Genomic DNA, 23734 nt, shown 5'->3' with positions numbered 1-23734 from the left:
CCCCCCCCCCCCCCCCCCCCCCCCCCCCCCCCCCCCACCGCCGTGTGCCGGGCCGGCCGGCCCCGGGACACATGGTCCAGGGACGACGACTCTCCGCTGCCCGGGGTCACCACGCGGGGACGGTAACTCTTCGCTGCCCCGGGCCACGACGCGGGGACGGCAATTCTCCGCTGCCCGGGGGCACGACGCGGGGACGGTAACTTTCCGCTGCCCGGGGTCACGACGCGGGGGCGACGACCTGCCGCCGCCCCGGGCGTGGCCGTCCGAGGGCGACGACCTGCCGCCGCCCCGGGCGTGGCCGTCCAAGGGCGACAACCTGCCGCCGCCCCGGGCGTGGCCGTCCAAGGGCGACGACCTGCCGCCGCCCCGGGCGTGGCCGTCCGAGGGCGACGACCTGCCGCCGCCCCCGCCGCCGCCCCCGGCGTCGCCCTCCAAGGGCGACAACCCGCATCCCCCAGAGCCCACTTGACCTCAAGTCCGCTTGAGGTCGAAAGGTGATCGGTGCACACACCGACAGCCGAGCCCTGGAGGCCGCCATGACCCGTCGCACCGACGCCCACCCCGACCTCACCCGCCCCGATGCCGGTGCCCCCTTCTTCAGTACCTGGAGCGTGGGCACACCGCTGCGGCAACGGCAGACCGTCGAGGCGATCGGCGCCGCCTGGGAGCGCCGCCCCTGGCCCTCCGACGGACTGCTCGGCTACTACGTCTATACCGGCCACGACGCCTCCACCCTCCTGCACCACTCGCAGTGGAGGAGCGAGCAGGCCTACGAGGCCTTCGTCAAGACGCACCGGCAGGAGCGCGTCGACGAGATCGACACCGCCGTGCCGGCCATCGAGCGGCTCCGGCTCGACCGGTACCGCCACTACCGCAGCGTCCGGCGGCCGGACGACAGCCGCGTCCCGGGCTGCATCGTGATCGTGGACATCGAGTTCGAGGAGTCCGCCGCCGACAGCCGACGTGCCTGGGTGGATGCCGTCATCGAGGCGCTGGAGTCCGAGCCCGACCCCCACCCCGGCGGCATCTCCGGCCACTTCCACCTCGGCACCGACGGCACCCGGGTCCTCAACTACGCCGAGTGGGAGAGCGCCCAGGCCCACATCGACGCCCTCGCCGCGCCGGGCGACGGGATCGGCTCGGCGCGGGAGCAGTGGGAGCGGGTGCAGACCTGGCCGGGGCTGAAGAGCAGCACGGTCAGCCGGTACGAGTACGCCCTGGGGCTGGTCCCCGGCTGATCCCCGGCCGAACCCGTCTCCGACCGGCTCCTCCACCGAAAACTCCAACCTCCTGGACAAAAAAAGTTTTCGGTGAGACGGTGGACCCATGCTGGACGTCACCGTGATCGAGGACCCCGAGGCCGCAGCCGTCTCCCTGGACCCCATAAGGGCCCGGCTGCTCGCCGAACTGGCGGCCGGCCCCGCGTCGGCCGCCATGCTGGCCGGGAAGGTCGGGCTGCCCAGACAGAAGGTGAACTACCACCTCAAGGCACTGGAGCGGCACGGACTGGTCGAGCTGGCCGGGGAGCGCCGCAAGGGCAACGTCACCGAGCGGCTGATGCGGGCGACCGCCGCGTCGTACGTGATCTCACCGCTCGCGCTCGCCTCGGTGCAGCCGGACCCGGACCGCTTCCGCGACCAGCTCTCGGCGCGTTGGCTGCTCGCGCTCGGCGCCCGCCTCGTACGGGACGTCGGTTCGCTGATCACCGGCGCGGCCAAGGCCCGCAAGCGGCTGGCGACCTACGCGCTGGACGGCGAGGTCCGCTTCGCCTCGGCCGCCGAACGGGCGGCGTTCATCGAGGAACTGACGGTCGGAGTGAGCGCGCTGATCCGCAAGTACGACGCGCCCGGCGCCGAGGGCGGCCGCGATCACCGGATCGTCGTCGCCGTCCACCCCACGGTCAAACCCCCGTCGGCCACCCCCGAGGCGACGGAAACCCCGGAACTGAACCCGTAGTACCAGGAGCCCACCATGTCCAAGGAATTCGAGATCGCCGACGAGTTCGAAGTCGACGCCACGCCGCAGGAGGTGTGGGAGGCCGTGACCGCCGGCACCGGCGGCTGGCTGTGGCCGATGGAGGCACCCGAGCCGCGCGTCGGCGGCAAGGGCCCCTTCGGCTCCACCGTGACCGTCTGGGACCCGCCGCACCACTACACCAACCGCGTCGAGGACGTCGAGGGCATCTCCGAGCAGACCCTCAACCAGCTCGACTACACCATCGAGCCGCGCGACGAGGGCCGCCGCGCCTGGGTGCGGTACGTGCACAGCGGCATCTTCGTCGACGACTGGGACAACCAGTACGACGGCGCGGGCCGGCACACCGAGTTCTATCTGCACACCCTGCGCCAGTACCTCACCCGTTTCCGGGGGCGCCCGGTCACCGCCTTCGCCACCTTCGACGGGCCGGAGGCGTCCAAGGCGGCCGACGCGTTCGTCGCCGTGGGCCGTGCGCTCGGCCTCGCCGACGACACCGCGCAGGGCGCGAGCGTGCAGGTGCGCGGTCCGCAGGGGCAGGTCCTGGACGCCGTGGTCGATTTCCGCAACCCGTACTTCCTCGGGCTGCGCACGGATGACGCGCTCATCCGCTTCTTCGGCCGCAACCACTGGGGTCACATGGTCGGCATGTCGGTGCACGACTTCGCGCCGGGCGCCGACGCCGCGGCGGACGAGGAGATGTGGAAGGGCTGGCTGAACGGCGTGTTCAGCCAGCCCTGAGCGGCACCGGACGTCACGGGCGGAAGCGCAGCACCTGCGGGTCGTGGTCGCTGATCTGGTCGTTGAACTCCGAGTTGATGTGCACGCTGTCGTACTCGAAGTCGCAGCCGCGCCGGATCGACGGGCTGACCAGGATCTGGTCCAGCGTCTGGGAGTTGCCCTGGTAGACGTAGGAGTAACGCTCGCTCCTCGGCAGCGACTTGATCGCCGACCACAGCTCGCCGTCGCCCTCGAGGATCTTCACGGTGTCGGAGAACTCGAAGTCGTTGATGTCGCCGAGGGCGATGACGTCCGCGTTCTTCTGTGTGTCGAGGACGTCCTTGACGAACGAGTGGATCGCCGTGGCCTGCGCGTGGCGCTGGACCTCGGAGCCGCGGCTCGGCGGCTGGTACTGCGCCGTCAGACTTTGGTCGCCGCCCTTGGAGTTGAGGTGGTTGGCGATCACGAAGACCGTCTTGCCGCGGAAGACGAACTCGCCGACCAGCGGCTTGCGGCTGTCGCCGAAGGAGGCGTTCGCCGGGTCGATCCGGCCTGGGGAGAGAGTCAGGGCGGCCTTGCCGCGCACCTTCGTCACACCGACGGCGGTCGTGGCGTCGCCGCCCGCGCGGTCGGTGAAGGACACCCGCTCCGGGTTGAACAGGAACACCTGGCGGATGTTGCCGCCGGGCTGGCCGCCGTCGGCGTTGTTCACCGGGTCGATCGAGCGCCAGTCGTACTTCGGGCCGCCCGCGGCCACGATCGCGTCGATCAGCTTGGTCATCGTCTGGTCGGCGGCGACCGTGCCGTCGTTCGTCGCGCCGTTGTTGTCCTGGATCTCCTCCAGGGACACGATGTCGGGCGACCGGAGGTTGTTCACGATCGCGGACGCGTGCTCGGCGAACGTGGCGTCCGACGGGTCCAGGTTCTCCACGTTGTACGTGGCGACCGCCAGTTCGCCGCGCGACTGCTTCCGCGTGGCCTCCTTCTGCAGACCGGCGCTCTTCAGCGTGCCGAGCTGGTTGGCGACCAGGGTGTAGCCGCCGTACTGGTTGTAGTCCAGGGGGCCCGAGGTCGCGCCCTGAAGAACGTCACCGACGTTCGCGGTGGGGAAGTCGGCGGTCCTGCCCAGGGACTGGATCTGGAGCCGGCCGGTGTTCTGGGAGCCGTAGGTGCCGTAGACCGTGCCGCCGCGGCGGTTGCGGTTCTCCCACGGCTTCACCGTGACCCACAGCTCGGTGTACGGGTCAGTGGCGCCGACCACGCGGGTGTCGGCGACCTGGACGTTCTCGCCCTCCAGGGACTCGTAGTAGTCCAGGGCGTACTTCGCGGGCTCCAGGGGCAGGCCGTTGACGGAGCCGCCGGCGGCGGTGTCGCCCTCGGGGCTGTAGGCGGCCGGCACCGACTTCGCGTCGATCACCTTGGCGGCCGGGACGGCGTTGCCGCTGGAGACGACGGTGATCACCGGCTTGGTGATCTCGGTCAGCGACTGGTTGCCGGAGGAGGCGCCGCCGGGGACGTACTCCGAGACCGTGCCCGAGACCAGGACCGAGTCGCCGACGGCGACCTTCGGGCTGGAGCTGGTGAAGACGAAGACGCCCTCGCTGGTGGCCGGGTTGTCGTCCGGGGTCGGGTCCTGGATCCAGAAGCCTCTGGACGACCCGTAGGTGCGTACGCCGGTGACGATTCCGGCCACGTCCGTGACCTGCTTGCCGGCGTACGGCGATATTCGGGTACTGCCCTGGACGTCATGGATGCGCATGGAGTCGGCGTGCGCGGGCGAGGGGAGGACAACTACCTGGGTGGCCGTCGCCGCGGAACAGACGGCGGCGACGGTGAGCGCGGCGAGACGCGCGGACTTCTTGCTCGGCAACGGGATCCCTCCGGGGACATGCGTGGGTGCCGGGACGAGGGTGAAAGCGGGATGGAGCGTGGGACCGGTCGGTCATGGCCGGTCGGACTGCAACGCGCGTAGAAAATACAGTGAACAGATGTCCGCCAAACTTCTACGCGCGTAATCTCCTGCGTGGTCACGCCACTTGTCAAGGTTTCGGCCATGTGCACCGGCCGACAGGGAGATGAACCGGGCGGCATGGGGCGAAATCCGTCTAGGCTGAGCGACTGAGCCGCGGTGTGCAGCGGCTGGTGAGCCGTGCTGAGCACGGCCGTGCAAGCGCCTAGGAGAACCATCCGATGTCAGACAGCGCCCCCTTGCCGCCGGTACGGCTGCACCCCGAAGCGGAGCTGGCGCGGGACGCGCTGTCCACGCCGTTGCTCTCGCGTGCCGCGCGGCTGGCCCGCTGGGCCGGGCCGGAGACCCGGATCGACGCCGGGGGTGGCCTCGTCGACGAGCAGTTGCCGGCCGCCGCCGAGGAACTCGGTCTGAGCGGGGACGACGCCGCCGCGTACGCCGCCGAGGCCTGGCGGGTCGCCGTCGACACCGGACTGGTCGAGATCGTCGACGAGGAGGAGGGCACCGTCGAGGCCGGCGCGGAGCTGGCGCTGCTGACCGGCGGCGCCCCGCACGACGTGCTCGCCGTGTGGCTCGGCGCGCTGGAGACGGTCCTCGCCGACGCGAGCGTGCCCGACCTCGACGACCTGGTCGACGCCATGGACGAGGGCGGCGAGGTCGACCTCTCCCAGCTGGACTGGGACCCGGAGGCCGAGGCGGAGTTCCTCGACGGCGTGCTCGGCAACCTGTATCTGCTGACGGCCAGTGAGGACGGGCCGGGCGACGGGCCCGTGCCGCTGCCGGCCCTCGCCGCGTCGATGATCGTGCCCAGCGACATGGGCGAGCCCACCAACGACGTACTGGAGCAGGTCTCCGACGCGATGATGCGCCTGGACGACCAGTTCCGGCTGCTGGACCCGGTCGGTCTGGTGGAGTACCAGCCGGTGGACGAGGCGCTGATGGCGGACGCCGAGACCGCCGAGGAACTGCCGGGCGGCATCGACGACACCGACGTGTCGCGCTACGGCATGGTGCGGCTGACCCCGCTCGGGCGGTACGGGATGCGGGCGCGGCTGCTGGAGGCAGGGTTCGAGGCGCCCGCGGTCGGCGACCTCGCGGACAAGGGCGCCGACGCGCTCCTCGACGGGACGGCCACCTTCCCGCAGGCCGCCGCGCAGATCGAGACCGAGCAGTGGCTGGCCCGGCGCGAGTCCCTCGCCGCGGCACGGGAGTTGCTGGCGGCGGCACGCGGCGCGGACGCCGGGGCGCCGCTCAGACGGCTGCGGTGCCAGCAGGCCCTGTCACTGGTGGGCCCGGAGGCCGAGCCGGCGCTGCGGGAGGTCCTCGACGACCCGGAACTGGGCGGGCTGGCCCGTGTCTGGCTGACCGAGGCCGGGTTCCCGGACGTGCCCGCGCCGTCCCAGGACCTGGTTTTCTGGCTGACCGTCGACACGGTGGCCGCACAGCTCGCCGCCGAGGGGAACTCCGACGAACTCCGGGCACTGGTGGAGGGCCTGGCCGCGCAGCACAGCGGGTTCTTCGCGGCGGCCTGGCGGGTGGATCACCCGGCCACGGCGGATGTGCTGGAGGCGATGGGGCGGCTGCACCCGGACAAGAAGGTCGCCAAGGAGGCGCGGAAGGCTGCGTTCAAGGCACGGTCGCAGCAGGGGGGATAGCGGCCGGGTGGCGGCTGCGGGTGAGTGGGGGCTGGTCGCGCCCACGCGGCGGAGCCGCATATCGGCAGAGTCCCGCGCCCCTTGGGGCGTTGTTCAACTGGTGTTAAGGCGTGAGCGGAATTGTGGTGCCGTCGCGCAGTCCGCCGCCCTCCACGGCACACCCACTGTCACAGGAGACACCATGTCGCTCACCCGCAGGGACTTCGCCAGAACATCCGCGGTCACCGGTGTCGCGCTGGCAGGCAGCGCCGGCGTTCTCGCCACCGCACCGAACGCGCTCGCCTCCACCGAGTCCGAGATCGCGAGCGAGGAGTCCGCGGACGCCCACGGTGGCGGTGCCGGCTACGGACCGCTCGTCCCGGACCCCGACGGCCTCCTCGCGCTGCCCGCCGGATTCAAGTACCGCGTCATCACCTACAGCGGCAGGACCAAGCTGGAGTCGGGCGAGTTCACCCCCTCCAACCACGACGGCACGGCCGCCTTCGACGGCCCTCGCGGCACCACCCTCCTGGTCAACAACCACGAGCTCGGCGGCCCCCGCGCCCGGTGGCCGTACCCGGTTCCGCTGACCGAGGGACTCGTCTACGACCCGGCCGCCTCCGGTGGCTGCACGGTCGTCGAGGTGCGCCCCGACGGCCGCGTCGCCGAGTGGGTCGGCATCGCCGGCACCGCCACCAACTGCGCGGGCGGCAGCACCCCTTGGGACACCTGGCTCACCTGCGAGGAGACCGAGGACAAGGCCGGCGCCAACGGCATGACCAAGGACCACGGCTACGTCTTCGAGGTCGACCCCGCCGACCACCGCGCCAACAAGAACCCCAAGCCCATCAAGGCGCTCGGCCGCTACGCCCACGAGGCCGTCGTCATCGACCCCAAGCGCGGCCACGCCTACCTCACCGAGGACGCCTCCAACCCCAACGGCCTGCTCTTCCGCTGGACCCCGCCGGAGCACTTCCGGCACGGCCGCGGCAAGCTGCGCACCCTCGCCGACGACGCGGGCAAGCTCCAGGCGTTCAAGTGCTTCGACTCCGGCGGCAAGTTCGTCGACGACCTCTCCCGTGCCACGAAGATCGGCACTGTCTACGGCGTCGACTGGGTCGACGTGCCCGACCGTGACGCGCGTACGACGTCCGTGCGCAAGCAGTTCACCGCCGGCCAGGTCACCCGCGCCCGCAAGCTCGAAGGCATGTGGTGGGGCGACGGCGGCGCGTACATCGTCTCCTCATACTCCCGCGCGGAGAGCCCCGGCCGGCCGCACGACGGCTCGGTCTGGTTCTACGACCCCAAGCGCCGCACGCTGACCCTGAAGGTCCTGATCGGGGTCAACCCCGACCCGTCCGAGGACGGAGCCTTCGACGGCCCCGACAACATCACCGTCTCCCCGTACGGCGGTCTCGTCATCGCCGAGGACGGCGAGGGCGTCCAGCACCTGTTCGGAGCCACCGACAGCGGACGTACCTACCCGATCGCCCGCAACGAACTGAACATCGGCACCGAGGAGGAGCCGGAGTACAGCGAGTTCGCCGGCGTCACCTTCTCCTGCGACGGCCGCACCCTCTACGCCAACATCCAGACGCCCGGAATCATGCTCGCCATCACCGGTCCCTGGAAGCGGCAGCGGCGGTAGAACGTTCGGTCACTCGTACGGGTGACGATCTCCCGTTCGGGTGATGGTCCGGGGCACTCGACATACGGTTCACGCATGTCCAACTTGTGCGAGCAGTGCGGTGTGCCGGTGAAGAGGAAGGGCAGGCGCTTCTGCAGCAACCGCTGCAGCCTTGTGGGGACCGCCACACAGCGGGCCCAGGCCCGGCGCCGGCCGGCACCGGTGTGCCCTCAGTGCGGGCAACCCGTCGTGACCAGGGGCGCGGTTCATTGCAGCCGGTCCTGTGCCAACGCGACCCGTCGGCAAGAGGCGGCGGCACGTCGTGGAGAGCTCGCACCGTGCCGCCGTTGCGGATCGACGGAGCGCCGCCCTCGTTGCGACGGGCCGTACTGTTCGTGGGATTGCTTCAACGAGGACCGCTACGAGCGGACGGGCACGTTCGCACGATGGCTTGCTGCGTGGCAGGCGGGTGAGGTCAGCGGGACCAGAGTGGACGGCAACCCGGACTGGCGGGTGCGCCAAGCTCTGGTCCTGCTCAGAGGGCAGCGCTGCGAGAAATGCGGCTGGGCCGAGGTCAACCCCGTGTCGGGACGTGTCCCCCTGCACGTCGATCACGTCAACGGAGACCGCACGAAGAACTGCCCGGAGGACGTTCGGCTGCTGTACCCGAACTGCCACGCGCTGACGCCGAACTACCAGCACCTGAACAACCCGCGGGTGCAGCCCGTGCGGCAGAAGCAGAGCCGTCGATACCAAGAGGTCTGGCTCGGCCAACGCACGGCGTAGCGGACACTCGCCCAAGCCGGTTGCAGGCCACTGCAGACGCCGTACGGCGTCTCTACAGCGGCAACTCGCTGCACGTCCTCACCGCACACCGCGAACTGATGGCGCTGCCCGTCGACCGGCGGCGGCCGGTATGACGTGGGAGGCGCTGGCGGGCTGGCTCCAGGGGCCGATGGACAAGGAGGCCTGGGAGGCCGTGATTCCGTCGATGGGCGCCATGGCGCTCGTACGGAACCTGCGGAACTTCGACGAGGCCGGTGTGTCCGACGAGGTCGCGGCCCGGGTCGCCGCGCGGATCAGCGACCCGGCCCAGGTCGCGCGCTCGCGGCAGTTCCCCTTCCGGTACCTCGCCGCGTACCGGCACGCGCCCTCGCTGCGCTGGGCGTACCCGCTGGAGCAGGCGCTCGGCCACTCGCTGGCCAACGTGCCCAGGCTGCCGGGCCGCACGCTGGTGCTCGTCGACCGCTCGGGCTCGATGTTCTGGTCGCGGCTGTCCGACCGTTCGCAGCTGAGCCGGGCCGACGCTGCGGCGATCTTCGGTACGGCGCTCGCGCTGCGGGCGGCGAACGCGGACCTCGTGCAGTTCGGTTCCGACAGCCGCGAGATCGCCTTCCGCAAGGGGGAGTCGGTGCTGAGGATCCTGGAGCGCTTCGGGGACCTCGGCGGCACGAACATCACCGAGGCCGTGCGCCGGCACTACCGCAGGCACGACCGGGTGCTGATCGTCACCGACGAGCAGTACGCCCCCAGCCACCACGGCGACCCGACCGAGCAGGTCCCGGCCGACGTGCCGGTCTACACCTGGAACCTCGCCGGGTACCGGGCGGGCCACGGCCCGTCGGGCACCGGCAACCGGCACACCTTCGGCGGCCTGTCCGACGCGGCCTTCCGGATGGTTCCGCTGCTGGAGGCCGCGCGGGACGCCGACTGGCCCTGGGCGGCCTGAGGCGGAAACGCCCCGGACGAGAGTGGCCCGCACCACGTGGGGAGTGCGGGCCACTCTTCCGTTCCCGCCCGTCACCTCCTGTCTCCTGATCTCTGCCCTGTCTCTTGTCGGTGTCTCTTGTCGGTCCGAGGACTGACATCTAACATTTCAGTTCGTGGAGGCCATACGACCCGTCGGCCGGACCCTGCTCAGGGACCGGGCCTGCGAAGCGATCCGGGACGCCATCGTGGCCGGGGAGATCGAGCCCGGCGCGGTGGTGCGGGACGCCGATCTCGCCGAGCGGCTGGGGCTGTCCCGGGCGCCGGTGCGCGAGGCGTTCTCACGGCTCGTGGACGAGGGCCTGCTGGAGAGCAAGCCGCAGAGCTACACCCGGGTGACGCCGGTCGTCGCCGCCGACGTGCGGGATGCGGCCGCCGTGGTCGGCGCCATGCACGAACTGGTGACCAGGGTCGCCGTGCCCCGGCTGACGACCGCGGACCTGGACGTCATGCGCGCCGCCAACGAGCGCTTCGCCGCCGCCGTCACGGCCGGCGAGGTGGACCTTGCGCTGCGCGCCGACGACGAGGTGCACGACGTCCTGGTGCGGGTGAGCGGCAACCGGGCCGCCGCCGCCACCGTCGCCCGCTACACCCCGCTCATCCGCCGCCTGGAGCGACGTCGCTTCGGTGAGGGCGGCAACTGCCGTTCGGCCGGACTGCACGAACGGCTCATCGCGTCCTGCGCGTCCGGTGACACGGCCACCGCGGTCGGCGTCACCGCGGAGATCTGGCGCAGCCTCGCCGACCTCGTGGACGAGGACCCGGCCGACGACGACTGACCAGGGAGGACCCGTGTCCCTTTGTTCGTACGACCGTTACCCGCTGCTCTTCGGCCCCTCACCGGTGCACCCGCTGGAGCGCCTCACCGCCCACCTCGGTGGCGCCTCCCTCTGGGCCAAGCGCGAGGACTGCAACTCGGGTGTCGCGTACGGCGGCAACAAGACCCGCAAGCTGGAGTACCTCGTGGCCGACGCGCTCGCGCAGGGCTGCGACACGCTCGTCTCGATCGGCGGCGTGCAGTCCAACCACACCCGCCAGGTCGCGGCCGTCGCCGCCCGCGCCGGGCTCAAGTGCGTTCTGATCCAGGAGAGTTGGGTGGACTGGCCCGACTCCGTCTACGACAAGGTCGGCAACATCCTGCTCAGCCGCCTCGCCGGGGCCGACGTACGGCTCGTGCGGGCCGGCTTCGGGATCGGCTTCAAGGAGAGCTGGGAGCAGGCGCTGCGGGAGGTCGAGGAGTCCGGCGGCAAGCCGTACGCCATCCCGGCCGGCGCCTCCGACCACCCGCTCGGCGGCCTCGGCTTCGCCGGGTGGGCGTACGAGGTCGCCGAGCAGGAACGGGAGGCGGGCGTCTTCTTCGACACGGTGATCGTCTGTTCGGTGACCGGCTCCACCCAGGCCGGCATGGTCGCCGGCTTCGCGGCCCTGGAGGAGGCGGGCGGCCGGCTACGCCGCGTACTGGGCATCGACGCCTCCGCCAAGCCCGCCACCACCCGCGAGCAGATCGCCCGGATCGCCCACAACACCGGGCAACTCATAGGCCTCAAGCGCGAGTTGACCGTGACGGACGTCGAACTCGACGAGCGCTACCACGCGGGCGTCTACGGTATCCCCGACGAGACCACCCTGGAGGCGATGCGCCTTGCGGCCCGGACGGAGGGGATGATCACCGACCCCGTGTACGAGGGCAAGTCGATGGCCGGGATGATCGACCTGGTCGAGCGGGGCGAGATCGACCGGGACTCCACGGTGCTCTACGCCCACCTGGGCGGCCAGCCGGCACTGAACGCGTACAGCGCGCTGTTCTAGGGAGTCACGGCAACCCCCGTAGTCGCACACTTCGACTCCCCCCGGCGGGGATAGGGTGCTCAGCGTGTTGGCGGACGATCAGCAACGGGAACCGAGTGCCGACAGGCCCGGCGACGCCCGGCGGCGGGCCACGATCCACGACGTCGCCAAGCTGGCCGGGGTGTCGCGTCAGACGGTGTCCCGTGCGGTGAACGACAAGGGCGAGATCGACCCGGGGACCAAGGAACGCGTCCTGGAGGCGGCGCGGCTGCTGGACTACCGGCCCAGCCGGTTCGCGCGCGGCCTGGTGCGCAAGGGGACCGTGACGGCCGGGCTGGTGATCCCGGACTTGATGAACCCCTTCTTCCCGGAGGTGGCCGCCGGTGTGCTGGAGGCCGCCGAGCTGCGCGGCTGGCAGGTGGTCGTGTGGGACTCGCGCACCGACGAGGCCCGGGAGCGGGAGGCGCTCGACGTGCTCTCCCACCAGGCGGACGCGGTCGTGGGTTACTTCAGGAGCCCGGACGACGAACTGGCCCGCCACCTCGGCGGCGTACCGCTGGTGCTGCTGGAACGCGGCCCGCGGCAGACCCGGTTCGCGGCCGTGGGCATCGACGCAGCGGCCGGAGTGGAGCAGGGCATGGCCCATCTGGTCGGTGCGGGGCATCGCCGTATCGGCATGCTGGACGGCGTGCACGGGCCCGCCCGCAGGCGGCAGGCGTTCCTCGCGGAGGCCCGGCGCCATGGGCTGTCCGTGGACGACGGCTGGATCGCCATGTGTCCCGAGCACAGCGTGTCGGGCGGCGAGGAGGGCATGGAGCGGCTCCTGGACGCACGTCCCGAGCTCACGGCGGTGTTCGGCTTCAACGACCTGATCGCGATCGGCGCGATGCGCGCGGCCCGGCGCCGGGGCCGGCGGGTGCCGGACGAACTCGCGGTGCTCGGCTTCGACGGCCTGTCGCTGGGCGAGTTGGTCGACCCCGGTCTCACCACCCTGCACATAGACAAGCGCCGACTGGGCCGCCTGGCCGTCGAGCAGGTGGCGCGGCTGCGGGCGGGTGAGGAGCCGATGAACGGCACCGACGCCAGGGTGGTCCCCGAGCTGGTGGTACGGGCCTCGGCCTGACGAGCCCGGACGGGGCCGCCGCAAGCGCCGCACGGGCGCGACGACGACGTGACGGCGCCGGGCGCCCCTCGGAGCGGGGGCGCCCTGCACGTCGAACGGCCGGCTACAGGGACTGTGCCGCCGGCTTCACCATCCCCCGCACGGTCCGGGACTTCACGAAGTCGCCCATCGCCGTCATCTCCCACTCGCCGGAGAACTGGCGGATGAGTTTGGCCATGAGCACGCCCGTCTGCGGCTCGGCGCTGGTGAGGTCGAAGCGGACGAGCTCCTCGCCGGACGTGGCGTCGATCAGCCGGCAGTAGGCCTTGGCGACCTCGGTGAACTTCTGGCCGGAGAAGGAGTTGACCGTGAAGACCAGGCCGGTGACGTCCTGCGGCAGCCGGCCGAGGTCGACGGTGATGACCTCGTCGTCCCCGCCGCCCTCGCCGGTGAGGTTGTCGCCGGAGTGGCGGATGGCGCCGTTCACGATCTGGAGCTTGCCGAAGTAGCAGCTGTCGATGTGGTTGCGCTGCGGGCCGTAGGCGATGACCGAGGCGTCCAGGTCGATGTCCTTGCCGCGGTACGCCGGCTCCCAGCCGAGGCCCATCCGGACCTGCGAGAGCAGCGGGCGGCCGCCCTTCATCAGGGAGACGGTCTGGTTCTTCTGGAGGCTGACGCGGCCCTTGTCGAGGTTGATCTTGCCGGCGCCGGGCGCGGGCGGGGCGGGCGGCGCCGCGGGGGCCGGGGGAGCGGCGGGAGCGGTCACCGGCGGGGCCGGCGGGGTGACCGGGGGCGCCATGGCGGGCTGCGGCGGGGCCGCGGGAGCGGCCGGGGCCGGCTCCTCGACCGTGACGCCGAAGTCGGTGGCGATGCCGGCGAGGCCGTTGGCGTAGCCCTGGCCGACCGCGCGGGCCTTCCAGGCGCCGCCCCGCAGATAGATCTCGACGACCACCAGTGCCGTCTCGGCGCCCAGCTGCGGGGGTGTGAAGGTGGCCAGGACGCTGTTGTCGTCGGCGCCGCGGATGGTGGCCGTCGGCTCGATGCCCTGGAAGGTCTGGCCGGCGGCGTCCGGGCTGGCGGTGACGACGATCTTCTCGATGCCCGGCGGTACGGCCGTGGTGTCGACCGTGATCGCGTCGGGGGCGGTGCCGCCGCCCGAGCGGTACGTCACGCCCGGGCCGCTGGGCTGGTTGTAGAAGATGAAGTCGTCGTCGGAGCGCACTTTGCCGTCGGCGGTGAGCAGCAGGCCCGATACGTCGAGCCGCACCGGGGCGGCGACGTCCACCGTCACGCGCGCGGTGGAGAGAGGGATGTTCGAGCCGGGGGTCATAGCTGTCATGCCCCGTGAACGAGCGGGGGTGCTTTACCGTTCCCTTACCCGGCAATCGGGTGGCACGGTTGCGGCGCCCCCGCCCGCCGGCCTACGGCACGACCACGATCTTGCGGCCCACACCGGACGCGAACTGCTCCAGGGCCTGCGGGTACCGCTCCAGCGGGATGCGGTCGCTGATGAAGACCTCGGGGTCGAGGACCCCGTTCGCGAACAGCTCCGCCGCCCGCTCGAAGCTGTGCAGGACGGCCATCGAGCCGGTGATGGTGATCTCCTGGTTGTAGATGCGGTACGGGTCGATGGTCACCCGCGTCGCGTAGTCCGCCACACCGAACTGAAGGAACGTGCCCGCCTTCGCCACCCGGTCCAGGCCGTCCTGGATCGCCGAGGCGTTGCCCGTGGCGTCCACGACCAGGTCCCAGCCCTGCGGGCGGTCCAGCTCGTCGGGGTTGGCCGCCGACGCCGAGACACCGAGGCGGCGGGCCGTCTCCAGGCGCTGCGCGTTGACGTCCACGACGTCCACGCTGGCCGCGCCCGTCCGCTTGGCGAGCTCCAGCATCATCAGGCCCATCGTGCCGGAGCCGTAGATCAGGACGTGGGCGCCGAGGCGGGATTTGAGGACGTCGTAGCCGCGCACCGCGCAGGACAGGGGCTCCACCAGGGCCGCGTCCTGGGTGCGGACGTGCTCGGGGAGCTTCACGCAGTTCGCCACCGGGGCGAGGGCGAACTGCGCCGCGCCGCCGGCCGTGGTGACGCCGATCGCCGCCCAGCGTTCGCAGAGGTTGTTGTGGCCCGTACGGCAGTAGCGGCACTCGTAGCAGTACAGGGACGGGTCGACCGCGACCCGGTCGCCGACGGCCAGCTCGGTGACCTGGGTGCCGACCCCGACCACCGCGCCGGCGAACTCGTGGCCGGGCACGATCGGCAGCTTCGGCGCGAACTCGCCCTGGAGGATGTGCAGGTCGGTGCCGCACAGCCCGCAGGCCGCCACCTCGACGACGACCTCGCGCGGCCCTGGTGTCGGGTCCGGGACCTCGGCGACGACGGCCCTGCCCACGGACTCGATGACGGCGGCCTTCATTTCACTGCTCCCAACGACAGGCCCTGGACCAGCTTGTCCTGGGCGGCGAACCCCGCGGCGAGCACCGGCAGGGAGATGACGAGCGACGCGGCGCACACCTTCGCCAGGAACAGGCCCTGGCTGGTGATGAAGCCGGTCAGGAAGACGGGCGCGGTCTCGGCCACCACGCCGGTCAGGACCCGGGCGAACAACAGCTCGTTCCAGCTGAAGATGAAGCAGATCAGGGAGGTCGCGGCGATGCCGGGCAGCGCGATGGGGGCCACCACGCGCGTGAGGATCGTCGGCAGCCTCGCGCCGTCCACCCGTGCCGCCTCGATGATCGCTACCGGGATCTCGGCGAGGAAGGAGTGCATCATCCACACCGCGATCGGCAGGTTCATGGAGGTGTAGAGGATGACCAGCAGCCAGATGTTGTCGAGCATGTCCGTGTTCTTCGCGAACAGGTACAGCGGCAGCAGGCCCGCCACGACCGGCAGCATCTTCGTCGACAGGAAGAAGAACAGGACGTCGGTCCACTTCCTCACCGGGCGGATCGACAGGGCGTAGGCCGCCGGGAGGGCCAGGACCAGGACGAACAGCGTCGAGGCGAGCGAGGCCACCGTCGAGTTGATCAGCGCCGGCCAGGGGCTCGCGCCGCCGCCCGCGCCGAAGAACTCGCGGTAGCCGTCGAGCGTCAGCGACGCGGCGAAGGACGGCGGGTTGGTCGCGGCGTCCTGCTCGGAGTGGAAGGAGGTCAGCGCCATCCACGCGATGGGCAGGAAGAACAGGATGCCGAGCAGCCAGGCCACCAGGCCGAGGCCGGCTCCCTTGCGGCGGCTGCGGAGTCGTACGGCCACGTCACTCATGCGCGCGACACCTCCTCGCGGAACAGGGACGACACCACGCGCAGCGCGAAGGTCGCGATGATGATCGAGCCGATGACCACCAGGACGCCCGCGGCCGAGGCGAGGCCGTTCTCATGGGCCTGGTAGAAGCTCTGGTAGACGGTGTAGGGGAGGTTGGCGGTGCCGAGGCCCCCGGACGTGATCGTGAAGACCGCGTCGAAGTTCTGGACGATGTAGATCGAGCCGAGCAGGGCGCCGAGTTCGAGGTAGCGGCGCAGGTGGGGGAGCGTGAGGTGGCGGAAGATCTGCCAGTCGCTCGCGCCGTCGACGCGGGCCGCCTCGATCTGCTCGTGGTCGCGGCTCTGGAGGCCGGCCAGCAGGATCAGCATCATGAACGGCGTCCACTGCCAGACCAGGGAGGCCTCCACCGCGAGCAGCGGGGTGTTGGAGATCCAGTCCGGCTGTGGGCCGCCCACATAGTGCAACAACCCATTGAACAGGCCGTACTCGGGGTTGTAGAGCACATGCTTCCAGAGCAGGGCCGCCGCCACCGGGACCACCAGGAACGGGGCGATCAGCAGCGTGCGGACCACTCCGCGGCCCTTGAACTTACGGTCCAGCAGCAGGGCGAGCACCAGGCCGAGTACGAGGCTGGCCAGCACCACCGCGGCCGTCAGGAGCACGGTCGTCCACACCGACTGGCGCAGGTCGGCGTCGGTGAGGACTTCCTGGTAGTTGTCCAGGCCGGCGAAGTGCCGGGCGTCGGGGTAGAGGGAGTTCCAGTCGAAGAAGGAGATCACCAGCGTCGCCACGAACGGCAGCTGGGTCACCGCGATCATGAAGATCAGCGCGGGCAGCAGGGGCGCCCGGGTCGCCCAGGCGCGCAGCCGGGCGGAGGGCGGCCGGGTGGCCGGCACGGGAGTCGTGGCCACGGGGGCCGTTGTCGTCGCTGTCATCGCCCCTCGTACTCCTCGGAGATCTCGTCGGCGAGCTGCTGGGACTTCTTCAGGGCCGACTCGACGGACTGGCGTCCGGCGATGGCCGCGCTGATCTCCTGGGAGACCTTGGTGCCGAGGTCGGTGAACTCGGGGATGCCGACGAACTGGATGCCGGGCGCGGGGCGCGCCTGCACGCCGGGGTCGTTCGGGCGGGCGCCCTCGATGGCCTCCTTCGTCATCTCCTGGAAGGCCGCCGCCTCCTCGCGGTACGCGGGGTCGGCGTAGGTGGAGGCGCGTTTGCCGGCCGGGACGTTGGACCAGCCGATCTCGTCGCCGACCAGCTGCTCGTACTCCTTGCCGGACGCCCAGGAGACGAACTGCCAGGCCTTGTGGGGGTTGCGGGACGCCTGCTGGATGCCCCAGGCCCAGGTGTAGAGCCAGCCGGAGGACTCCGTCTTCTCGACGGGGGCGGGCGCGTAGCCCACCTTGTCCTTGACCGGGCTGTTCGCCGCCTCCAGTGAACCGGCCGCGGAGGTGGCGTCGTACCACATGGCGACCTTGCCCTGGGTCATGTTGTTCAGGCACTCGGCGAAGCCGGACTGGGCGGCTCCCGACTCGCCGTGCTCGCGGACCAGGTCGACATAGAACTTCGTCGCCTTCTCCCACTCGGGGGAGTCCAGCTGCGCCTTCCAGTCCTTGTCGAACCAGGTGCCGCCGAAGGTGTTGACGACGGTGGTGAGCGGGGCCATCACCTCACCCCAGCCGGGCAGGCCGCGCAGGCAGATGCCCTTCATACCCGGCTCGGCGCCGTCCACCCGTGCGGCGAGGTCCGCGACCTGTTGCCAGGTGGGGTGGGCGGGCATCGTCAGGCCCTCCTTCTCGAAGATGTCCTTGCGGTACATCAGGAAGGACGACTCGCCGTAGAAGGGCTGGCCGTAGAGCTTGCCGTCGTCGCCGGTCAGGGACTGGCGCATCGGCTTGAGGACGTCCTGCTCGTCGTAGCCGGGGTCCTTGGCGACGTAGGAGTTCATCTCCTGGAGCCAGCCGTTGCGGGCGTAGATCGGTATCTCGTAGTTGGAGAGGGTGGCGACGTCGTACTGGCCCGCCTGGTTGGCGAAGTCCTGGCTGATCTTGTCGCGGACGTCGTTCTCGGGCAGGACGGTGAAGCTGACCTTGATGCCGGTCTCTTCGGTGAAGCGGGGGGCGAGTTTTCGCAGCTCGGTCATCTGGGGGTTGTTGACCATGAGGACGTTGATCGAGTTGCCGCCCGACCCCGCCCCGCCGGCGCCGACCCAGCAGCCGGAGAGCAGCGGGGCGAGCAGCGTCCCTGCGGCGGCCGCGGCGAGCGTGGCTCGCTTGGGCCGTCGACGGCTCTGGGTTCGCATGGATCGCTCCTGGACGTATGGGGGGATGAAGGGAAAGAAAAGATATAAAGATATGTGGAGGGGGTGTACGAGGAGACAAAAGGGGATAAAGGGCACGCGGGGGCGTGGTCGGACCCCCGGGGGGGGGGGGGGGAAGTCGGTTCGCCGTTCAGACGCGGATGACCTGGGGTCCCAGGAGTGAGTAGCGGTGCGCCTCGGCGGCCGGCAGCAGGGTGCTCGTCACGATCGTCTCCAGCGTGCCGATCTCCGCGAACCGGCAGAAGCTGACGGCGCCGAACTTGGTGTGCACGCCCGCGAAGACCGTGCGCCGCGCGGCCCGGATGGCCTGCGCCTTGACCTCGCTGACGGCCGGGTCGGGGGTGGTCAGGCCGTGCTCGCGGGAGATGCCGTTGGCGCCGATGAACGCCAGGTCGATGACGAAGCCGGCCAGCATCTTCGTCGTCCAGTGGTCGACCGTGGCCAGGGTGCCGGACCGTACCCGGCCGCCGAGCAGCAGCACGGAGGCGTTCTCGGACTCCGCGAGCGCGCCCGCGACCGGCAGCGACGCGGTGACCACGGTCAGCGGCCGGTCCAGGGGCAGGGCCTCGGCGATGAGCTGCGGGGTGAAGCCCTCGTCGACGAAGACCGTCTCGGCGTCCCCCAGCAGCTCGGCCGCGGCGGTCGCGATCCGGCGCTTCTCGGGGACATGGCTGGTGGCGCGGAAGGCGAGCGTCGTCTCGAAGCCGGCGCTCTCCACGGGGTAGGCGCCGCCATGGGTACGGCGGAGCAGCCCGTGGTCCTCCAGGACGCGCAGATCCCGCCGTACGGTCTCCTTCGCCACGCCCAGCTCGTCGGCGAGCGCGGTGACGTCGACCGAGCCGTCACGGCGTGCGGCCAGCACGATCTCGCGTTGGCGTTCTTCCGCCGTTCTCGTGCTCATGCCGACACCTGCCTTCCGCTTCGCTGCCCGTTCGGGCCCGGTGAGGCCCATGGGGGAAGTTCTACAGTGGGTGTCCGGCACTGACCAGGTCTGTTGCAGGTTCGATGCTGCCCGTGTGTGCCCGTTCACCGTGCGGTGTGCCCGTCTCGGACCTGCGTGGTTGTGGTGTGGCAGGTGAGATCGGGCGCATCCGGTGCCCGAATGCCGGGGCGGGCGGGCCCGTTCGGTGCCCGCCCGCCCTTTTGCCGCACTCCGTCTCGGTCAGTACGGCCAGATCGGCGGGTCGCTCACGAAGTGGCCGCCCAGGCAGGCGTGCGCGATGTTCTCCGGGTCGAGCTCGCCCTGCTCGGCGATCAGCTTCTCGGCGTACGGCTCGGAGTCGTCCTGAGGTTCGTAGCCGAGCGAGCGGGCGGAGGTCAGGTCCCACCACAGGCGGGTGTTCGCGGAGGAGCCGTAGACGACCGTGTGCCCGACGTTGTCGGCGGTCAGGGCCGCGTGGAAGAGGCGGGCGCCGTCGGCCGGGCTCATCCACACCGAGAGCATGCGCACGCTGGTCGGCTCGGGGAAGCAGGAGCCGATGCGCACGGACACCGTCTCCAGGCCGTGCTTGTCCCAGTAGAACTGCGCAAGGTCCTCGCCGAAGGACTTGGACAGGCCGTAGAAGGTGTCGGGGCGGCGCGGGGTGTCGAGGGGGATGAGGGGGTCGTCGCCCTGGGGGCGGGGTGTGAAGCCGACCGCGTGGTTGGAGGAGGCGAAGACGATCCGCGCCACGCCCTCCTGGCGGGCGGTCTCGTACAGGTTGTACGTGCCCTCGATGTTCGCCCGCAGGATCTTCTCGAACGGGGCTTCCAGGGAGATGCCGGCGAGGTGGACGATCGCGTCGACGCCCCGCACGGCCTCGCGCAGCGCGTCCCGGTCGGCGAGGTCGGCGACGATCGCGTCCGGCACGCCCTCCACGGGCCGCAGGTCGAGCAGCCGCAGCTCGTAGCCGTACGCCGGGAGCAGGTCCCGCATCAGGGTGCCGAGGCCGCCGGCGGCGCCGGTGAGCAGAACGGTGCGGGGGGCTGGCATCCTCGGTTCTCCTTGGGTCCAGGGCCATATGCATGCGCGCACGCTATTCACATTCATGGACAAGCTAAGGATCAACGACCTTACCCGTCAAGGGTGGTGCGGCTTGCGTTCATAAACGTAAACTCTGATCAGGATCCTGTATGTGGTCGTCCTCGTCCTATCTAGGGAGAGCCCGTGACGCCAGCCCCTCTCGCCGCACGCCTGAGCATCCCCGGCGGGCCGCTGTTCTTCCCCGTCACCGCCTACGGCCCCGATGGCTCGGTCGACCTCGACACCTACCGCACCCATGTACGCCGCGGCGTCGAGGCCGGGGCCGCCGCCGTGTTCGCCTGCTGCGGCACCGGCGAGTTCCACGCCCTCACGCCCGAGGAGTACGAGGCGTGCGTGCGGGCGGCCGTCGAGGCGGCGCAGGGCAGGGTGCCGGTCGTCGCCGGAGCCGGGTACGGCACCGCCCTCGCCGTGCGGTACGCGCGCCTCGCCGAGGGCGCCGGCGCGGACGGGCTGCTCGCCATGCCGCCGTATCTCGTGGTCGCCGGGCAGGAGGGGCTGCTGCGGCACTACCGGGAGGTCGCCGCCGCGACCGGGCTCCCCGTGATCGTCTACCAGCGCGACAACGCCGTGTTCACCCCGGAGACCGTCGTCGAACTGGCCCGCACCGAGGGTGTCATCGGTCTCAAGGACGGCCTCGGTGACCTGGACCTCATGCAGCGCATCGTCAGCGCCGTACGCACCGACTTCCCCGGCGAGTTCCTCTACTTCAACGGACTGCCGACCGCCGAACAGACGCAGCTCGCCTACCGCGCCCTCGGCGTCACGCTGTACTCCTCCGCGGTGTTCTGCTTCGCCCCGGAGATCGCCCTCGCCTTCTACCGGGCGCTGGAAGCGGGCGACGACGCGACCGCGCACCGTCTCCTGGACGGCTTCTACCGGCCGTTCGTCGAACTGCGCGCCCAGGGCCGCGGATACGCCGTCGCGCTGGTCAAGGCGGGCGTACGGCTGCGGGGTCTGGACGTGGGGGAGGTCCGGCCCCCGCTGCACGAGCCGGGCGAGGATCATGTCAAGCAGCTCGCGCAGCTGATCGAGCGCGGCTACGCGCTGCTGGAGCAGGATCCGGAGGAGACCAAGTGAAGGCGTCGGCATTCGTCTACCCCTGGGACGTCAACGGAGATCCCGGGGCACCCGGGAGGATCGCCGCCCTCGGAGTGCGCCAGGTGACGCTCGCCTCCGCCTACCACTCCACCCGCGCTCTGACCCCCCGCCACCCGCGCCACCGCATCGTCACCGCCGAGCACGCGGCCGTGCTGTACCCGGTGGACGGCCGCTGGGAGGGGCGGACGCTGCGCCCGTACCCGGCCGGGGACTGGGCGCCCGGCGACGCCTTCGGCGAGGCCGCCGCCGCACTCACGGACGTCGGTCTGGAGGTGCACACCTGGGTGGTCCTCGCGCACAACTCCCGTATGGGCGCCGACCATCCGGACACCTGCGTCGTCAACGCCTACGGCGACCGCTACCCGTGGGCCCCCTGCATCGCGCAGCCCGCCACGCGCGCGTACCTCGTCGACCTGGCCGCCGAGGCCGCCGTACGGCCCGGGGCGCGCGGCACCGAGCTGGAGTCCCTCGGCTGGTACGGGCTCCAGCACCTGCACGCCCACGACAAGACCGCCGGGGTCACGCTCGGCGACGCCGGGCACTACCTGATGGCGCTCTGCTTCTGCCCGGTCTGCGAGGAGGGCTACGGCGACCAGGGCCTGGACGCCGACGAGCTGGCGGCCGCCGTACGGGACGCCCTGGAGCCGCTGTGGCAGGGGGCGCCGGACGACGGGGGCTGGGCCGGGGTCGAGAAGCTGCTGGGGGTGCGGACTGCGGCGGCCACGCGCGCGTGGCGTGACGAGAGGGCCCGCACGCTCCAGGAGGCGGCCGTCCGCGCGGTCCGCGAAGCCGCCCCCGACGGCTTCCAGGTCCTGCTGCACGCCGACCCCGTGACCCACCACGTCGGCGCCAACGCCGGCGTCGACCCCGCGCACATCCTGTCCGTCGCGGACGGCGTGGTCGTGCCCTGCGCGGGCGGGCCGGCCCTGCTCACGCCGTTCGCCGAACAGGGACGCGCGGACGCCGTCCTCGCCGCCAACCTCGGCGTCGTCTCCGGGATGGGCGGCAGCCCCGGCACGCTCGCCGAGGACGCGGCACGCGCGCGTGAGCTGGGCGCCACTCAGCTGCGGCTCTATCACGCGGGGTTGGCGTCGGACGGCGACCTGGACGCGGTGCGGGAGGGCCTCGCCGCGCTCTGAAGCAGCGGTACGGCGCTCGACAGCCACAGCACGCCCAGGACGGCCAACACCAGCCGTACGTCGAGCAGTTCGACCAGGGCCGCGCCTGCCGCCAGCCCGATCACGTTCGGCGTGAACACGAGCGTGTTGGCCGTCGCGGTCGTACGTCCGAAGAGCGCGTCCGGTGTCTCGCGCTGCACGGCCGTGAGCGCGGCGATCAGGACGCAGGGCAGCCCGGCGCCGATCGCCGCGCTGCACACCAGGGCCACCGGGTCGGACGGGATCGCGCGCAGGCCGACCGCGACGGCCGTGAGGGCGATGCCGTACCCGGCGAAACGGCGCTCGCCGAGGCGGCGCAACGCCGGCCCCGACAGCAGCCCGACCGCCACCGAACCGGCGCCCTGGGCGGCGTACAGCACACCGGCGTACGCGGGGGCGTGCCCGAGGCTGTCGATGACGGCGTAGAGCAGCGCCCCGCTGAGCCCGGCGAACAGCATGGTGGTGCCGCCGGCCAGGACGAGCGGGCGCAGCACGGGGTGCGTCCACAGGTACCGGGCGCCCTCGGAGGTCTGCTTGCGCCAGCCGCCGACCGGGGGCTTCGGCCTGTTCTCGCTCACACGCAGGCAGGCGTACAGGCCGGTGGCGAGCACGAACGTGACCGCGTCGAGCAGGGCGACGCTCGGGCCGCCGTACGCCGCGTAGAGACCGGCGCCGGCCAGCGGGGCGAGGAGTTTCATGCCCTCGTTGGCCGTCATCCGCAGTCCGTTGAAATCACCGAGCAGGGGTGCGGGGACGGCGCTCGCGACCAGGGCGGATTCGGCGGCGTCATGGACGACGCCGGCGGCGCCGTAGACGAACAGGACCGCGAGAACCAGCCAGACCCGGTGCGCCGAGTCGACCGCGAAGAGGGTGGGCAGCAGCGCCGCCAGGAGCAGGTTCACGCCGAGCAGCAGGGGCTTGCGGCGGGTGCGGTCCGCGATCGTGCCGAGGAGCGGGCCGGCCAGGGTGGGCGCCCACATGGCGAGCAGGCACAGCGCGGCCAGACCGTCGGAGCCGGTGAGGTCCTTCGCCCATACGCCGGAGACCAGCCACAACGCCGAGGTCCCGAAGCCGGAGACCACGACTCCGGCGAGATAGAGACCGGAGTTGCGGTCGCGCAGGACGGGTGGGAGTGCGCTGGTGATGGTGGTCGTCATGTCGGGCCACTGTGCGGCTAAGGCGGGGGTGTGGGGATCGGGCAAGTGCCCTGATCGTGGGCGGGTCGAGGTTTCACGAGGAGGGAAGCATGGGGCCGTTCTGCGTCCTCATCGGTGCGCGGACGACCTGGCGCACGGGCCG

General features: G+C 71.4%; 20 protein-coding genes and 1 pseudogene. 12 read left to right on the top strand and 9 right to left on the bottom strand.

What is annotated here, in order from left to right; translation table 11 throughout:
* Window positions 1-536: 536 nt before the first annotated feature.
* The 3 genes from AC3ETA_RS33780 (at window position 537) to AC3ETA_RS33770 (ending at window position 2715) form a co-directional block, all read left to right on the top strand.
* Entirely contained in the window at window positions 537-1238 is a 702-nt protein-coding gene (locus AC3ETA_RS33780) for an antibiotic biosynthesis monooxygenase (protein ID WP_432196700.1), read from the top strand.
* An 88-nt stretch (window positions 1239-1326) separates the two neighbouring features.
* Complete coding sequence (locus AC3ETA_RS33775; RefSeq protein WP_432196699.1) at window positions 1327-1956, top strand: ArsR/SmtB family transcription factor; 630 nt, start codon at window positions 1327-1329, stop codon at window positions 1954-1956.
* 15 nt (window positions 1957-1971) lie between these two features.
* Window positions 1972-2715, top strand: a complete 744-nt coding sequence (locus AC3ETA_RS33770) for an SRPBCC family protein (RefSeq protein ID WP_432196698.1) — start codon at window positions 1972-1974, stop codon at window positions 2713-2715.
* Between the two features lie 13 nt (window positions 2716-2728).
* Here AC3ETA_RS33770 and AC3ETA_RS33765 read toward each other — a convergent pair whose 3' ends face one another.
* Window positions 2729-4564, bottom strand: a complete 1836-nt coding sequence (locus tag AC3ETA_RS33765; protein WP_432196697.1) for an endonuclease/exonuclease/phosphatase family protein — start codon at window positions 4562-4564, stop codon at window positions 2729-2731.
* 320 nt (window positions 4565-4884) lie between these two features.
* Here AC3ETA_RS33765 and AC3ETA_RS33760 point away from each other — a divergent pair, with 320 nt between their 5' ends.
* The 7 genes and pseudogenes from AC3ETA_RS33760 (at window position 4885) to AC3ETA_RS33730 (ending at window position 12602) form a co-directional block, all read left to right on the top strand.
* Complete coding sequence (locus AC3ETA_RS33760) at window positions 4885-6318, top strand: hypothetical protein (protein ID WP_432196696.1); 1434 nt, start codon at window positions 4885-4887, stop codon at window positions 6316-6318.
* 181 nt (window positions 6319-6499) lie between these two features.
* Window positions 6500-7945: an alkaline phosphatase PhoX gene (locus tag AC3ETA_RS33755; protein WP_432196695.1), complete on the top strand. Its 1446-nt coding sequence runs from the start codon at window positions 6500-6502 to the stop codon at window positions 7943-7945.
* 468 nt (window positions 7946-8413) lie between these two features.
* Window positions 8414-8710, top strand: coding sequence for a hypothetical protein (locus AC3ETA_RS33750; RefSeq protein ID WP_432196694.1), 297 nt, complete (start codon window positions 8414-8416; stop codon window positions 8708-8710).
* Between the two features lie 100 nt (window positions 8711-8810).
* Window positions 8811-9653 (top strand): annotated as a pseudogene (locus AC3ETA_RS33745) (TROVE domain-containing protein); the annotation flags it as partial.
* Between the two features lie 154 nt (window positions 9654-9807).
* On the top strand, window positions 9808-10470 hold the full coding sequence (locus AC3ETA_RS33740; RefSeq protein WP_432196693.1) for a GntR family transcriptional regulator: 663 nt from the start codon (window positions 9808-9810) through the stop codon (window positions 10468-10470).
* 13 nt (window positions 10471-10483) lie between these two features.
* On the top strand, window positions 10484-11500 hold the full coding sequence (locus AC3ETA_RS33735) for a 1-aminocyclopropane-1-carboxylate deaminase (RefSeq protein WP_432196692.1): 1017 nt from the start codon (window positions 10484-10486) through the stop codon (window positions 11498-11500).
* Between the two features lie 55 nt (window positions 11501-11555).
* On the top strand, window positions 11556-12602 hold the full coding sequence (locus AC3ETA_RS33730) for a LacI family DNA-binding transcriptional regulator (RefSeq protein ID WP_432196691.1): 1047 nt from the start codon (window positions 11556-11558) through the stop codon (window positions 12600-12602).
* A 103-nt stretch (window positions 12603-12705) separates the two neighbouring features.
* On the opposite strand, the gene AC3ETA_RS33725 is transcribed toward AC3ETA_RS33730, so the two are convergent.
* The 7 genes from AC3ETA_RS33725 to AC3ETA_RS33695 form a co-directional block, all read right to left on the bottom strand.
* Window positions 12706-13911, bottom strand: coding sequence for a TerD family protein (locus AC3ETA_RS33725; protein ID WP_432196703.1), 1206 nt, complete (start codon window positions 13909-13911; stop codon window positions 12706-12708).
* Window positions 13912-14002: 91 nt separating this feature from the next.
* Window positions 14003-14992 (bottom strand): zinc-dependent alcohol dehydrogenase family protein, encoded by a 990-nt coding sequence (locus AC3ETA_RS33720; protein WP_432196690.1) that lies wholly within the window; start codon window positions 14990-14992, stop codon window positions 14003-14005.
* Window positions 14989-15837, bottom strand: coding sequence for a carbohydrate ABC transporter permease (locus AC3ETA_RS33715; RefSeq protein WP_432196689.1), 849 nt, complete (start codon window positions 15835-15837; stop codon window positions 14989-14991). Before AC3ETA_RS33715 ends, AC3ETA_RS33720 begins: the two co-directional genes overlap by 4 nt.
* The gene (locus AC3ETA_RS33710) at window positions 15834-16772 is read right to left on the bottom strand and encodes a carbohydrate ABC transporter permease (protein WP_432196688.1); all 939 of its coding nucleotides are present in this window, start codon (window positions 16770-16772) and stop codon (window positions 15834-15836) included. Before AC3ETA_RS33710 ends, AC3ETA_RS33715 begins: the two co-directional genes overlap by 4 nt.
* Window positions 16769-18139 carry an ABC transporter substrate-binding protein gene (locus AC3ETA_RS33705; protein ID WP_432196687.1) on the bottom strand — a complete coding sequence of 457 codons (1371 nt, stop codon included), beginning with the start codon at window positions 18137-18139 and terminating at the stop codon, window positions 16769-16771. Before AC3ETA_RS33705 ends, AC3ETA_RS33710 begins: the two co-directional genes overlap by 4 nt.
* 148 nt (window positions 18140-18287) lie before the next feature.
* Window positions 18288-19058, bottom strand: a complete 771-nt coding sequence (locus AC3ETA_RS33700; RefSeq protein ID WP_030952724.1) for a DeoR/GlpR family DNA-binding transcription regulator — start codon at window positions 19056-19058, stop codon at window positions 18288-18290.
* Window positions 19059-19319: 261 nt separating this feature from the next.
* On the bottom strand, window positions 19320-20129 hold the full coding sequence (locus tag AC3ETA_RS33695) for an NAD-dependent epimerase/dehydratase family protein (protein WP_432196686.1): 810 nt from the start codon (window positions 20127-20129) through the stop codon (window positions 19320-19322).
* A 174-nt stretch (window positions 20130-20303) separates the two neighbouring features.
* Between AC3ETA_RS33695 and AC3ETA_RS33690 the strand changes: the two genes are divergently transcribed.
* Both AC3ETA_RS33690 and AC3ETA_RS33685 read left to right on the top strand, forming a co-directional pair.
* Window positions 20304-21257 (top strand): 5-dehydro-4-deoxyglucarate dehydratase, encoded by a 954-nt coding sequence (locus AC3ETA_RS33690; RefSeq protein WP_432196685.1) that lies wholly within the window; start codon window positions 20304-20306, stop codon window positions 21255-21257.
* Window positions 21254-22417 carry a hypothetical protein gene (locus tag AC3ETA_RS33685; RefSeq protein ID WP_432196684.1) on the top strand — a complete coding sequence of 388 codons (1164 nt, stop codon included), beginning with the start codon at window positions 21254-21256 and terminating at the stop codon, window positions 22415-22417. The genes AC3ETA_RS33690 and AC3ETA_RS33685 overlap by 4 nt, the downstream gene beginning before the upstream one ends.
* Here the strand turns inward: AC3ETA_RS33685 and AC3ETA_RS33680 are convergent.
* Window positions 22354-23592, bottom strand: a complete 1239-nt coding sequence (locus AC3ETA_RS33680; RefSeq protein ID WP_432196683.1) for an MFS transporter — start codon at window positions 23590-23592, stop codon at window positions 22354-22356. The genes AC3ETA_RS33685 and AC3ETA_RS33680 overlap by 64 nt on opposite strands.
* Between the last annotated feature and the right edge of the window lie 142 nt (window positions 23593-23734).

Source organism: Streptomyces sp. bgisy027 (assembly GCF_057710365.1).
Note: the sequence above shows the minus strand (reverse complement) of the source record. Positions and strands in the feature narration are given on the sequence as shown.

Coding starts and splice junctions, on each gene's coding strand:
- AC3ETA_RS33725 (WP_432196703.1), bottom strand. CDS start 13,911: ATGACCCCCGGCTCGAACATCCCTCTCTCCACCGCGCGCGTGACGGTG.
- AC3ETA_RS33770 (WP_432196698.1), top strand. CDS start 1,972: ATGTCCAAGGAATTCGAGATCGCCGACGAGTTCGAAGTCGACGCCACG.
- AC3ETA_RS33755 (WP_432196695.1), top strand. CDS start 6,500: ATGTCGCTCACCCGCAGGGACTTCGCCAGAACATCCGCGGTCACCGGT.
- AC3ETA_RS33760 (WP_432196696.1), top strand. CDS start 4,885: ATGTCAGACAGCGCCCCCTTGCCGCCGGTACGGCTGCACCCCGAAGCG.
- AC3ETA_RS33680 (WP_432196683.1), bottom strand. CDS start 23,592: ATGACGACCACCATCACCAGCGCACTCCCACCCGTCCTGCGCGACCGC.
- AC3ETA_RS33715 (WP_432196689.1), bottom strand. CDS start 15,837: ATGAGTGACGTGGCCGTACGACTCCGCAGCCGCCGCAAGGGAGCCGGC.
- AC3ETA_RS33720 (WP_432196690.1), bottom strand. CDS start 14,992: ATGAAGGCCGCCGTCATCGAGTCCGTGGGCAGGGCCGTCGTCGCCGAG.
- AC3ETA_RS33695 (WP_432196686.1), bottom strand. CDS start 20,129: ATGCCAGCCCCCCGCACCGTTCTGCTCACCGGCGCCGCCGGCGGCCTC.
- AC3ETA_RS33705 (WP_432196687.1), bottom strand. CDS start 18,139: ATGCGAACCCAGAGCCGTCGACGGCCCAAGCGAGCCACGCTCGCCGCG.
- AC3ETA_RS33700 (WP_030952724.1), bottom strand. CDS start 19,058: ATGAGCACGAGAACGGCGGAAGAACGCCAACGCGAGATCGTGCTGGCC.
- AC3ETA_RS33775 (WP_432196699.1), top strand. CDS start 1,327: ATGCTGGACGTCACCGTGATCGAGGACCCCGAGGCCGCAGCCGTCTCC.
- AC3ETA_RS33710 (WP_432196688.1), bottom strand. CDS start 16,772: ATGACAGCGACGACAACGGCCCCCGTGGCCACGACTCCCGTGCCGGCC.
- AC3ETA_RS33780 (WP_432196700.1), top strand. CDS start 537: ATGACCCGTCGCACCGACGCCCACCCCGACCTCACCCGCCCCGATGCC.